11 protein-coding genes and 1 pseudogene are annotated in these 12,326 nt (G+C 66.2%); 7 read left to right on the forward strand and 5 right to left on the reverse strand.

Features of this window, described 5'->3' with window-relative positions:
* Positions 1-100: 100 nt before the first annotated feature.
* Positions 101-190, forward strand: a pseudogene (locus ABZ793_RS33900) (transposase); the annotation flags it as partial.
* 106 nt (positions 191-296) lie between these two features.
* On the opposite strand, the gene ABZ793_RS33905 reads toward ABZ793_RS33900, so the two are convergent.
* Positions 297-545, reverse strand: coding sequence for a hypothetical protein (locus ABZ793_RS33905; RefSeq protein WP_357464968.1), 249 nt, complete (start codon positions 543-545; stop codon positions 297-299).
* The gene (locus ABZ793_RS33910; RefSeq protein ID WP_357464948.1) at positions 452-907 is read right to left on the reverse strand and encodes a peptidase inhibitor family I36 protein; all 456 of its coding nucleotides are present in this window, start codon (positions 905-907) and stop codon (positions 452-454) included. Before ABZ793_RS33910 ends, ABZ793_RS33905 begins: the two co-directional genes overlap by 94 nt.
* Positions 908-936: 29 nt before the next feature.
* On the opposite strand from ABZ793_RS33910, the gene ABZ793_RS33915 reads away from it, so the two are divergent.
* The 5 genes from ABZ793_RS33915 (at position 937) to ABZ793_RS33935 (ending at position 6,461) form a co-directional block, all read left to right on the forward strand.
* Positions 937-1,692: an ATP-binding cassette domain-containing protein gene (locus tag ABZ793_RS33915; protein ID WP_357464949.1), complete on the forward strand. Its 756-nt coding sequence runs from the start codon at positions 937-939 to the stop codon at positions 1,690-1,692.
* A complete protein-coding gene (locus ABZ793_RS33920) occupies positions 1,685-2,947 on the forward strand; it encodes a hypothetical protein (RefSeq protein ID WP_357464951.1) in 1,263 nt (420 codons plus the stop codon). Before ABZ793_RS33915 ends, ABZ793_RS33920 begins: the two co-directional genes overlap by 8 nt.
* Entirely contained in the window at positions 2,944-3,564 is a 621-nt protein-coding gene (locus ABZ793_RS33925) for a hypothetical protein (protein ID WP_357464953.1), read from the forward strand. The genes ABZ793_RS33920 and ABZ793_RS33925 overlap by 4 nt, the downstream gene beginning before the upstream one ends.
* Before the next feature lie 741 nt (positions 3,565-4,305).
* Positions 4,306-5,004: a recombinase family protein gene (locus tag ABZ793_RS33930; RefSeq protein ID WP_357464955.1), complete on the forward strand. Its 699-nt coding sequence runs from the start codon at positions 4,306-4,308 to the stop codon at positions 5,002-5,004.
* A 224-nt stretch (positions 5,005-5,228) separates the two neighbouring features.
* Positions 5,229-6,461: an ATP-binding protein gene (locus ABZ793_RS33935; protein WP_357464957.1), complete on the forward strand. Its 1,233-nt coding sequence runs from the start codon at positions 5,229-5,231 to the stop codon at positions 6,459-6,461.
* 133 nt (positions 6,462-6,594) lie between these two features.
* Here the strand turns inward: ABZ793_RS33935 and ABZ793_RS33940 are convergent, their stop codons facing one another.
* From ABZ793_RS33940 to ABZ793_RS33950, 3 genes are all read right to left on the reverse strand, one after another.
* Entirely contained in the window at positions 6,595-7,206 is a 612-nt protein-coding gene (locus tag ABZ793_RS33940) for a G5 domain-containing protein (protein ID WP_357464959.1), read from the reverse strand.
* Between the two features lie 1,620 nt (positions 7,207-8,826).
* A complete protein-coding gene (locus tag ABZ793_RS33945; protein WP_357464962.1) occupies positions 8,827-9,858 on the reverse strand; it encodes a zeta toxin family protein in 1,032 nt (343 codons plus the stop codon).
* Positions 9,858-10,151 carry a hypothetical protein gene (locus tag ABZ793_RS33950; RefSeq protein ID WP_357464964.1) on the reverse strand — a complete coding sequence of 98 codons (294 nt, stop codon included), beginning with the start codon at positions 10,149-10,151 and terminating at the stop codon, positions 9,858-9,860. The genes ABZ793_RS33945 and ABZ793_RS33950 overlap by 1 nt, the downstream gene beginning before the upstream one ends.
* 1,174 nt (positions 10,152-11,325) lie before the next feature.
* Here ABZ793_RS33950 and ABZ793_RS33955 point away from each other — a divergent pair.
* Positions 11,326-12,234 carry a tyrosine-type recombinase/integrase gene (locus ABZ793_RS33955; RefSeq protein WP_357464966.1) on the forward strand — a complete coding sequence of 303 codons (909 nt, stop codon included), beginning with the start codon at positions 11,326-11,328 and terminating at the stop codon, positions 12,232-12,234.
* Positions 12,235-12,326 lie beyond the last annotated feature (92 nt).

Genomic DNA, 12,326 nt, shown 5'->3' on the forward strand with positions numbered 1-12,326 from the left:
CAGATCTTGGTCGACTGCTGTCTTACCGGGAGCCTCGTCCTATGTCGACACGCGCCATGCCGCACCCGCCGCGACCAGGCCCATCACGATGAAAATGCCTCTGTATGTGGCCAGGACGGGGATCGCGTGGGAGTACCTGCCGCATGACTTTCCGCCGGCGAAGACGGTGTACGACTACTACGCCAAGTGGGAGGCCGCCATGGCTGCGGCGTGCGCCGCAGCCACCGATACCCGGAACGCGGAGGGGGCCCGACCAGTACGGTCGGGTCCCCTCCGCGCGTGAGTCCTGGTGGCTACTAGAGCTGGGTCGGCGGGTTGCTGTACCAGCCGACGATCACCTTGACGAGGTGGATCAGGTTCTGAGTCCGCATGACCGGAGCCGAGGCGTTGACCTCGAAGTCCTGGCTGGCGGCCGTGTGGCGCCAGATGCTGTCACCGGCGACCGGGGCGTTCATGTGCGGGTCGAGCTTGGTGAAGAACGCGATGATGTCCTCGTCGTTGGCGTCGTGGTTCTCGCGCAGCTCGTGGTGGACGCCGGCGAGCACCCGCAGCATTCAAGGGTGCCGCTGTCGGTGCCCGAACACCCGCCGATCAAGTTCCCGCCCTGGTAGTTTGTGAACGACGACGTCATGTCCACGAACCCCCAATTGTCGAGGTCGTGCCAGTACTCGTCGTTGAAGCTGAGCTTGCGCCCCTCGAAGTCCGCGTGTTCGTAGATGCACAGCCAATCTTCGTCGCACCCGTTCCAGCCGAGGGTGCCGATGGGTCCGACGGTGCCCCGCGACGCGCCGGTCGGCGTGGCGAGAGACGCCAGGTCGGCCTTCTCCTCCTCGCGGGAGGCGTAGCAGCGCACCTCAGTGCGCGACAGGACGGCGCAGCCTGCGCGCCCTCCCGGTGCAGTTCGCACAAGGCAGACGTTGGTTGGGGGAGTCGTCCATGCCGATCATCCTCAAGAGTGTCGAGTTCGCGTATGGGCGGACCGTCGTCCTCAAAGACGTGAACTGGGCAGTGGATATCGGAGTTAGTGGCCTCCTCGGCCCGAACGGCTCGGGCAAGACCACACTGTTAAATCTGCTTGTTGGTCTGACCCGGCCCCGCTCCGGCGAAATTATCTACGGATCAGCTTCGCCACCTGGCCGGCCGTCGAACGGACGCGCCAGGATCGGGTACGTGCCGCAGCGATTCTCGGTCGCCGGGGAGATGACTGTCCTAGACACGATCTCCTACGCGGCTTGGACGAACGGCGTGCCAGCCAAGGGCTGTGCGACCGCAGCGAGTAAGGCACTGGCGACAGTGCAGTTGGATGATCATGGTCGGCGGCGAGTCCGCCAGTTGTCCGGCGGGCAGCGACAGCGGATGGGCATCGCCGCGGCTCTGGCGCATGAGCCGGACATTGTGGTTCTTGACGAGCCGACGGTCGGACTTGATCCGGGCCAGCGCTTACGGGTCAGAGAAGTCATCGCTGACATCGGGCGCACCAAGACGGTAGTGCTCTCAACGCACCTCATCGAGGATATTGCTCATCTGTGCAATCACGTCGGTGTCCTTGCCCAAGGACGGATGGCCTTTGACGGCACCGAGAACGAACTGTCGGAACTGATCGATAACGCCCAGCACGAGGGTGTCCTCGGATCAGACTTCGAGCGCTCGTATTACGCGCTGATCGAGCGCTTGGGTGCGGCCAATGAGTGAGGCGCACATGCGGCGATTGTGGCCGCTCGGACCCATCCCCCTTCTTGTTCCGGGTGCGCTCATCTTCGGCGTTGTTCTGAGCGCCACGTCCGGCATGTACTCGTGGCCGTATCAGGAATGGACACGCACGTCGTCAGAATTCATGTGGCAGTTAGCCATTACCGGCCCGATAGCCGCCGCAGCCGCCACCTATTACGCCGGACGGGTGACACCAGCGTCGCGCATCTTCGCGCAACGTTCGAGCGCCCGGCCGGTCTCCTCCATCCTGAACCGGCATCTCGGTCTGCTGCTGTCCAGTCATCTCATCGGCTACGTACTCGCCTTTGTTCCACTGCTCGTGCTGACCGCTGGCAAAGCGCAATATGGTGGCCCCGACGTCTTGGTCAGCCTTACCGGTCTGGTGGGGCTCGCGACCGCCACGGTCTTGGGCTACCTGACCGGAGTCTGGTCGCGGACCGCGCTGATGGGTTCGTTGTCTTTCGTGCTGCTCCTCGGGCTGACCATTGTCGGCACCACGGGAACGAGTGCGCTATCACCTGTTCCCACCCGTGTGCTCACGTTGGGGGAACAAGCCTCTCGGCCCCTGCTGATCTACCGGCTGATATTTCTCGCCATCGTCACCCTCGCCGCAGCGCAAATCAGCCTCGCACTGCTGCGGTCGACCTCGCGTAAGCCGCCGCTCGCTGCCCTCGTAGCAGTGCCCGTGGTGATGCTGTTCGCCCTCGGCCCGAGCCTGCGACAACCCGCCGTGTCGGTCTACCAAGCCGACGCCCCACGGACCTGCACCACGAAGGCAGGTGTCGAGTACTGCGTTCACGAGGGACACCGCCGTCAACTGGCGGCCTTCGTGGAGGGGGGCAGCGAGGTCGTCACCGCGTATGGATTTGCACCCGAGCGTGCACGTCGCATTTACGACCGGGCACTGCTCGGCACGGCAAAGCCCAACCAGTTGGTGATCTGGCCGAGCCTGAACCCCGCGAACCATGTCGAAGGACCGGTCGCGTCAGAGGTCGCCAGCAGTTTGGCGGGCACCGCCGCATGCGTGAAGCGCTACGGCTTCCACTTCCCGCCTGACATCGCCAACTTCAACTCCTACTTCTACAGTTGGCTGCGAAGCGCAGGCATAGCACCGCAATACTCCGACGGATACAACCCCTTCAAGAACGTATCATTGCCAGCCGTCCAGGCGTGGATCAAAGACCATGATCAACAGATCATGACATGCACCGTCGATCTGGATGCGCTGCCAAAGTGATCCTTCGTGTCATCCTTAACAGCCGCCGCGTAGTCATCTATCTCGCGATGATCGTTCTCCTGTCGGCAGTCAGTTGGCTACTCGGTAAGTCCGGCATTCTGATCAACCTCGCGTTCCTGCGGCCACAGATCAGACTGCCGTATCCGGAGATATGCGCCGTGCTGGGGGGAGCTCTCGGTGCGGTGATTCTTCGCCCGCGATTTTGGGAATGGGATCGAGTAGCAAGTGGGCGGGCCTCGATAGTCGCGGCTGCCTACGCTCTATTCGGAAGCGTCGCCCCGGTAGCGATCGTGACGGCGGGCGCACTAGCGTTGCCAGCAGGCTCTCCGGTTGCATGGCGTATCTGCAACGCCGTGGTCATGTGCGCAATCATCTTCGTGTGTTCGCCGTACCTCGGCGGCGCGGTCACAGGCGCCGCAGCCATCGTGATCTACTTCGCGCACGGACTCGTCAACAATCTCTGGCTTGACCTGAGCTTCGTGCCTATCACCAGACTGCCTAACGACAACACACATTGGCTCACGGCATCCGCGCTCATCGCTCTCGCCGGTATTGCCCACTACCGCACCCGCGGAGCGACCGCCTGGTCCCAGCGGATGTTTGCCCGCGACGAGTGAGACGAGAGATGCCGTTGCATTATCTGACCGGGAGACGCGTTACGCCCGGGTCGGATCTGCGGTCGACTCACGACGCTGCTGTCTCCGCTGCGGCCTGCACAGCAGCGCCGCGCCGCAGTGGTGCAACCCGTGGCCGGAGCCGCTGCCGGCATCGTGGTCGGGGCAGTTGGATCGGCCGGAACCGCTGCGGTACGTGCAGGTCGAGCCGACGGTGGTGATGGAGATCGAGGCGGACGTGGCCTTCGAGCACCAAAGGTGGCGCCACCGAGTCAGGGCCATGCGTGCGCGGCCGGGCATGTCGGTGTACGACGTGCCGTTGCTACTCGGCGAGGTCGAGGGGCTACCACGGCGAGCCGTGAGGCTGCCCGGGGCGGACTAGGCTCGGCCGTAAGCTTCCAGCCCTCAAAAACAAGGCCAAGGAGTTGATGTAGGCGGGCGAGCTGCGCCGCGGGCGCTGGGCCCGAGACAGCGTGCGGCCGGCACCCACCCCCTGGGGGCCGGCCGTGCTGCGCGTCGTCGACGGTGCGGTGCGGCAGAGGTGGCACATGGCCGTCGACGCGCGACCCCTTGCCATGTGCATCGATCTGGCGCTGGCCGGGGTGACGGGTTCGCGGCGGCGAATGTGAACGGGTGTGGCTCTGGGCGTGATGGTGTCCGAGAATCGATCGTTTTCCGGACAAGATCAAGATGCGTTGTCAGGGTGGGTAAAACGCGTCCGAAAAACCCGTCCGAGAAGTCGGCGTGTCAAACAACGCGACGACGGGTTTGTTGGGCACTCTGGGCGGCGTGACCGTCACCCCCACGCCCGCCGAGGGCGACCTGCTCGCCCCGACTCCGCTCGCAGGCGTGCTCGTCGGCTACGGGCGAGTCTCCACCCGCGAGCAGAATCTCGCCCGCCAGCAAGCCGCGCTGACTGCGGCCGGCTGCGCCAAGTGCTTCTTCGACAAGGCCTCCGGCAAGAACACCGACCGGCCCGAGCTGGCCAAGGTGTTCGAGTACATCCGACCCGGCGACGCGCTCACCGTTGTCTCGCTCGACCGACTCGGCCGCTCACTGGAGGACCTGATCGGCATCGTCGGCCGGCTCAAGCGCCACGGCGTCGGTTTCCAGTCCCTGCACGAGAAGCTCGACACCACCACCGCAGGCGGGATGTTCGTCTTCCACGTCTTTGCTGCGCTGGCCGAGTTCCTGCGCACCATCATCGTGGCCAACACCAACGAGGGCCTGGCCGCCGCTCGCGCCCGCGGGCAACGCCTCGGCCGGCCGCCGGCGATGACACCGGAGAAGGTCGCGTACGCGCTGCAACTGCTCGCCGAGCCGAACCGCACGATGACCTCGATCGCCAAGCTTCTCGGCGTTTCTCGCAGCACCCTGTACAACGCGCTGCCTGGCCTTGTTCCGGCCCAACGCGACGACCAGGCCGCCCTGCAAGACCGGTGAGCAGCGGCACAGTGCTGTACGTGGTGAACGGGGCTGCCGGGGCTGCCGGACTCCCGGCTGGGCCGTAAGGTCGCCGCCGGTTCCTCGACGCCCGCTAACTGATCGGCGGTCCTCGGCCAGCACCGCGTACGCTCGTGGCCGGTTGCCGAGCAGGTTGAACAGCGTGGCGATGACGCCCGCGTCAGTACGAGGCGACGCGGGAGGTACCGGCCATGGAGAGCGGGATGACGCCGGTCGACGAGCTGACCGGCATGATCGAGCAGAGTGTCGCCGTCGACGTCCGGCTGGCCCTGTATCGCGGTGAGGACGGCTGGCAGATCAGCTATGGCGAGGTGCTGATCGGCGCCGACAGTACCGGCCCCGAGCGCACCTGGCTCTACAGCGATGACGCCTTCGTCGAGCGCCGCCTACCGGGACCTCTGGCCGCTGACCTGGTGCGGGAGAAGCCGCAGCAAGTCGCTGGGTTGACAGTGTCCGCACCTTCTGCGCAGCCAAGCGGCAGCTTCCAGCGGCTCGCCGGTCAGGTGCGCTGGAACAACGCGGTGCTGCCGTGGCCGCGCACCGAATGGCAGCTAAGCCCAGCCGAGCAGGCGCCGACGCGACGGCGGAAGGTGCTGGTCGGCAACGGGCCGAGCTTCCTGCATGCCGAGGCAGCGTTCAACGCCTTCTTCTACGCAGCCGCCGTCGAGAACGGCCCCCGTCCTTCACACATGCTGTGGCGCATCGTCCGGCTGGACCGCCGCGGTCGGATCCACCGGGTCACCATCGCCCCGGACGCACTGACGGTGGCCATTAAGGGCGCTGAACTTGCCGGAGTACGGGTGGAGCTGACCACCCCGGACGGTTCGCAGCTTCGCCCGGTCGGCGCGACCGGGCGGGTCCGGCTTCGGTTGCCGCGCGGCCTGGCTCCGGCCACCCTGCTAATGCTGCGATCCGACGACGACTGGCTGGACTTTCGCTACTTCCCTGTGCCAGGGAATGGCGGCGACGGAGACCGTTCGGTGATTTGGGACCTGCCGGGCGCCGACGCGAGCGTGCTGGTCGCCGGCGGCGAGACCGAGTACGTGGAGTTCAAGCAGGAGGTGCCCACCGGCGAGTCCCGCAAGAAGATGCTCAAGACGGTGGCCGCGTTCGCCTCCGGCGAAGGCGGGACCGTGCTGGTTGGGGTGACCGACGACGGGCAGATCGCCGGCGTCGACGCGACGAAGCTCGACGAGCAGATGCTCACCCTGCGCAGCATGATCCGCGACAGCATCGACCCTGACCCTCCGGTCACGGTGCGCCCGGTGCCGCTGGACGGTAAGACCGTCCTGCTGGTCGAGGTGAGCACCGGCGGCCGCTGGTACGCGTATAACCCGAAGCGACCCGAGTTCTATCTGCGCCGCGGCGCCAGCACGGTCCCGGCACGGCTGCAGGAGATCGCCGTTCGGTTCGGCCAGCCGTCGGCGTTTCGGTGAACGGGCCCCGATGCCCCGACCACGTAATCGGCCAGCTGGGAACTCCCGCGCCGACGGCGACGATCGCCGCGGTGCCGACCAGCCCCGTGCTCCACCAGGAGGCGACGCCGTCGGCTCGACGCTCGTGTACGGCCTATTCGTCGCAGCCGTAGCCGTCATGGTTCCGATCAAGCTTGTAGATGTCGTAGCCGATCACCTTGACCGGACCCTTCACGTAGGCGGGTCCGTTGCCGCTGCCCCCCGCGCAGTCCACGTCGCTTGCGATCGGCACGCAGCCGCTGTAGTTCGGGTCGCAGTTGTTCGTCCCAACTGCAACAACCTCGGTTACGGGCTTCGTCGTGACCTGCGTCTTGATCAGCCTCCTTGCTGTCTCAACCCCGTCGGTGACGGTCACCTGGTAGGTGAGCGTCTTGACGCCGTCGATCCCGGGTGTCCGCACCTTCGTGACGCCCTTCGGCATCGATGAGTCCTTGACCTGCCTGGTCCGGTACGGGATGGGTTCAGTCTCGGTGACAGTCCGAGCTTCCACCACGGCACGAGTCGGTGTGATCGTGGGCGATGGATTGGCGGCAACCGTCGCAGCGATGGTGGTTGTGCCACTGGTGGGGGCTACCGATCCACTTGCTGAGCCGTCGATGATCGTGTTCACGGCTGCCACGCCGAGTCCGAGCACTGCCAGGATGGCGGCGCTGGCGGTGATGGATCGTAAGTTCCCGCCGGGCTTTTGATGGTCTTGGGTGGTCACCTCGACAAGTGTGGCCAATAGCTGTCAGTAGCCGACCCCGGCAGGCTCGATCGCCACGATGTACCGGAACCTGCGGAGCATCGGCAGGTCAAGGAACGCCGGCGGCTGGCCCGGCACCCGGGCCCGCAGGCGTCCCGAGCTGGTCGTCCACGGCCCCGCAGCAGGTCATCTGCTGCGCTGTCCGCAACGGCCGCAAGTCGATGATGTCCTCTAGGAAGGTGATGCCCAGGTTGACCACATCGAACCCGCAGCAGCGGGACGGACGCCCTTACGGTGCAGTAGAACAGGAGTTCGGCCGCGGCAACCGTCGGTTGGCTGACACTGCACGTAGCAGACGTGAAAACCTGTGTATACACCGGGCCGAGCTAGCTGCGGCAGAGCCGCACAAAGCCGGGATTGGCGAGGTGGTACCGGCTCACCCGCGGACCGAATTGACCATCTGTCATCGCCGGTGACCCAGCGTGCACCTCAGCCGGACAGGCGTACTACGAAGGCCCGGGACGTCTGGTTGGCCTCCAGCCGGTCGGCGCAAAAAAGTGGCCCCTCCGAGGTCAGCGGAGAGGCCACAACCCATTGGCCATCGCTGCGTGAGATAGACCGTTGGGGAGCTTCGTTGCAGGTCACGGGCCCCCTGGGGACGCGTCGCGACACCGTCAGTCTGACACACGACGTATCAGTACTGCAACACGCAATGGCAAATAAAAATTCGAGGCTCCAAAATCCAAGTCCGAATTCGTTTGCGCTCGCCGCATCTATTTACCGGCCAGCAAGGTGGGCTTTCGCCTTCCAAAGTCGGCCCGACTGGGTTATGGATTCGGCTAGCCTCTTCAATCTCAAAGGCGGATGATCGGATGAGAATCAACGGAATCCAAATATCGGTATTTTTTTGCGTCGCGTATGCCCCTAAGGCGAGCGGAATGGAGCAACAGAGGCCGGGTCAAGTGACCAGAACCTCACACTACGCGAGCCGTCCGGTGGCAAAAGGCGGGGACTATACCACATGCCTCCGACAACTAGACCCCCCGCTGACCTGCGCCTCTGCGCACACCGGTGCGCGGCTGCGGCACCGGTATGGATGTGACCGTCGGAGGCGATAACTGCGGGTCCGATGTAATAACTGTGCCACAGGAATCCCTGCAGGGATTCCTGCAGGAAGGCCTATCGTGCGGCCTCTCTGGACCTCGCGGAACTTCGCGGAACTTCGCGGAACTTCGCGGAACTCCGATTAGGTCGCGGGTCGGCGCACCACTTTGCGGCATTGGGGTGTCCACGTTAGTATGAGCGCCGGTCCACGGCGGGTTTTCCCGCTGCCTCGGAACGCGGAAGGTCAGCCGCCGCCCGAGGGGGCCGCCTTTTGGCCATCGCTGCGCTGAGATAACCGAGGGGGTGTTGAACTTGACCGAGCTGCGCTTCTCCCTGCGAGCTCCCCGGGCCGTGGTGATCTACGTCCTGGTGGTGGTGCTGGTCGTTCTGGGCTACGGCCAGTACGTGCTCTGACGACCCGATCAGGCGAAGAGGGCGGGCACCATATGGTGCCCGCCCTCTTCGCCTCCTCAGAGGGGTCTGGACATGCCGCCGGTGCTCCTCAACGACGTACCATCCGTCTGCAGAATCCCTGAGTCAGCGGCTGGGTTCCTCGCCTCTGGAGGCTCCGCGGCTCGGCTTCGGCGGCGACGCCGACTCGGCGTCGCGCACCGCCGGCTGCCGGGGTAGGGACTGACGGGTGCTGGTCGGGAAGGCCCGCGCGGCCGCCGTGATCACGGGAGCGACGTCGACGATCTGAGGCAGCGGCGTCTGCGGGTCGGCGAGAGGTGCCGCCAGCCGGACGATGTCCCGGAGCTCTCCGTACCACTCGGGGCCCATCTCCTCGGTGAGCTGCTTGACCGTCGCCGCGAACGCCTTGGTCTCCTCTGGGGTCCACGGCCGCTGGCGCTCAACGTCGATGGCCGCAGCGGTGCCGGCCGGCCAGCGCCACGAGCCGGCGGCGTCGAGGTAGTTGATGTGCAGCTGGTGGTTGCCGCGCCGGTAGACCGTGGCGACGTCGACCACCCGCTCCCGGTCGATCGCCTCGGCGGCCTGGCGGACACCCTGGTAGGAAGCGTCGTGGTTGTCCCGAGCGGTCAACCTGCCGTGGCCGAGCTTCTGGACCTGGTCGTGATAGCGGTGGACGATCCCGAGTCGGCTGAGCGGCTCGGGCACCGCCATGATCGCGGCCTCCACCCGGTAGCCGGCCGCGCGGAACATCGCCGCGGGTTCCAGGAAGTCTCCGGGGTCCCGCATCGTCGTCTCGATGATCGTGTCGACTCGCCGGTCGATGAGGTACTGCTCGGCGGCGGCCATCCACCGGCGTCCGTCCATGCTGGTGTACGGCGCGGCGTTGCGGTCGTCCTCGCGCAGCAGTCTGCTGTACTCAGGGTGGTAGGGCTTGTAGAAGTCGGAGTTGACCACGATCGCGCCGCCACGCTGATCGAGTTCGCGCTTGACCGACTCGGTGGTCATGGTCTTGCCCGCGCCGGGCTGCCCGGCGACGAAGACGACCACCGGCTGGTCTTGGGAGACCCCGTGGGCGAGTTCCTCCGGCGCGATCTCCTCGCGGAAGATCCGCTGCGACTGCTCCTCGGGAAGCAGGTAGCGTCTCGGGTCGATCGGCATCAGGCGGCGCGCCGACCGAGTTGCTCGGCCAGGGTGCGGTAGCGCTGCGTGGCGTCGGCGACCGCTTGATGGTCGGTCGGCCTCAGCTCGTTACGCGCGGCGATGCACTGCTTCCGTAGGTTGATCAGCTCCTCTACCGCAGCGTCGTTGTCCTGCTGCCGAGCGGTGGCGATGAGCGGGGCGATGGCGGCGACTGCCTGGCTGACCGCCTCGATGGCGACCTCGTAGGAAACAGACTTGCTGGAGTCCCACTCGAACTGGCCCAGGTTGGCCAGCACAGACTGATCGGTCACGGCTCGTACCTCCTAGTCACTCAGGGTCAATATATCGGAGGTGATCAAGGTGTAGCGGGTGCGGGTGATGCCACGGAATCAGAGGTCTGTCCAGGTACATGTTGAGGTTGTAGGTGAGCCCGCGTCCTTCTTCATCACTGTGAGAGGCGCGTGTTGCGGCAGGTTCAGGTCGACGAACGGGTTGTGCAGGTACCCGCGCTGTGCCTCACCGTCGTCGCAGAACACCGGACGCCGCTGGTGACCCACTTGGCCGACATCATCGCCGCCGCCCCACCCGGCGTGCTGCGGGTGGCCGGCCTGGCGCGCACCGACGCCTCGACGAGCTGCGAGCCACCTACTCATGGCTGCTCTGGCCGGCCGCACACGCCACTGTCTGCGCCCAAGCCACCGGCTTACCGACCCTCACCGCCGACCCGGGCCGCTACGACCGGGTCGCCGTCAACGCCCTCGCCCTCTAGGGCGAAGAGGCGCGGAGGACTGCTTCGCGCGTTGGGTGAGTTCTGTCCTGCTTCATCGCAGCGACCCATCGTTGGCCTCAGGGCTGCGAAGCCAACACGACGGGCCGGGGACAATCGTTTACAGGGAGCCCGGGGTTGACGGGAGTCAACCCCGGGCTCGGTAGGGCTACCTCTGGCCGTCCCGGTTGCGAGCCAAGATGGCGACCAGGTGTAGCAGGTGAGCGATGGTCCTGGCCGTCGTGGCCAGGCCATCGCGACCGGTGGCGTGCAGGATCTCTGCCGCCGTGTCGGCCGCGGTGGCCATGGCGATGACCGCCGTGGTCCTTCCCCTTCTCGTCGCTGGCTGCGACGGTGCGGTGGACGGACGCTTGTCGTCTGGGGTGCCTGACCCCTGATCATGTATCTCGGGCACATGTGACCTGAGATCCACGACGAGCGCCTGTCAGTGCTCAGGACTCATTAGAGGGTCCTGGTCTAGATAACGTCCCAGCGAGCCATAGGTACCGCGCGCACGGCCACGAGAGCCCTTCGCGTCGGATTCCTCCCGCAAGATCCCTGAAAGTAGATCTTCGAATACGAGCCGGTCCCACTTCCCCGGGCTCAGCGAATAATGTGCTTTATCCGCTGAGTCTGGTTAGGATCTCAGCGGATAACGTCTTTCAGTGATGGCTGAAAGACCGGCTGAAACTCAGCGGATAAGAAGGGCGGTGGTGGCCATGACTCGGACCGCGACGGCGAAGGTCCTCCCGCTACGACCCGCCGGCCCGGCCGCCGCCGTTGACCGTGCCCTCGCGGCGCTGCACCGGCACCTCGACCGGTGCGCTCTGGCGGCCAACACCACCAAGGCGTACCGGGCCCGCGCCGGTGCGTACGCCGCCTGGCTCAGCCAGCACGCCGGCGAGCACCCGGACGCCTTCGTTGACCAGGTCGGCGCCGAGGCCGCCGTCACCGCCTGGCGCCGACACCTCATCGCTACCAAGGCCAGCCCTTCCACCGTGAACCAGGCCCTCGCCGCCGTCGACCTGCTCCATGAGGTCGGCGCCGGCCTGCGGCTGAAGGTCAAGCGGGCCCGGGTGCCTCGCCCCGGCGAGCCCGACGCGCTGACGCCGAAGGAGCAGGGCGCGGTGGAACGCGCCGCTGACCGCCGCGGCGTCCGCGACGCCGCGATCGTGACCGTGCTGCTCTACACCGGCGCCCGGGCGGAGGAGTGCGCCCGCCTCGACGTGGACGACGTCGCCCTCACCGCCCGCACGGGTACCATCCGCCTGCACGGCAAGGGCGACGAAGTCCGCCATGTCCCCGTGCCGGCCCCGGCCCGCGACCGGCTCACCGCCTGGATGCGCCAGCGCGGCGGCGAGCCGGGACCGCTGTGGATCGGGCAGCGCGGTCGGCTCACCACCTCCGGCATCACCCAGATCGTCCTGACGGTCGGTACCGACGCCAACCTTCCCGGCCTGCGTCCGCACCGGCTTCGCCACACCTACGCCACCCGGCTTCGCCAAGGCGGTGCCGACCCGGCCCAGGTCCAGGCCCTGCTCGGACACGCCTCCCTCGATACCACCGCCCGTTACTTCCGAGCTGGCGCAGCCGAACAAGCCGCCGTCGTCGAGCGCATCTTCGACTAATACTCCAACGTCACTTGCCTTCGGCGTTGGGCGTGGCGTGGGCATGAGGACGGCCACCGCGTTGATCATCGATGGTTTGTGAGGACAACCGA

This window comes from Micromonospora sp. NPDC047465 (genome assembly GCF_040643125.1).
Lineage (GTDB): Bacteria > Actinomycetota > Actinomycetes > Mycobacteriales > Micromonosporaceae > Micromonospora.

Bases quoted from the DNA above. Each gene is read 5' to 3' on its own strand.
- ABZ793_RS33915 (WP_357464949.1), top strand. From the start codon at position 937: ATGCCGATCATCCTCAAGAGTGTCGAGTTCGCGTATGGGCGGACCGTC.
- ABZ793_RS33920 (WP_357464951.1), top strand. From the start codon at position 1,685: ATGAGTGAGGCGCACATGCGGCGATTGTGGCCGCTCGGACCCATCCCC.
- ABZ793_RS33935 (WP_357464957.1), top strand. From the start codon at position 5,229: ATGACGCCGGTCGACGAGCTGACCGGCATGATCGAGCAGAGTGTCGCC.
- ABZ793_RS33945 (WP_357464962.1), bottom strand. From the start codon at position 9,858: ATGCCGATCGACCCGAGACGCTACCTGCTTCCCGAGGAGCAGTCGCAG.
- ABZ793_RS33955 (WP_357464966.1), top strand. From the start codon at position 11,326: ATGACTCGGACCGCGACGGCGAAGGTCCTCCCGCTACGACCCGCCGGC.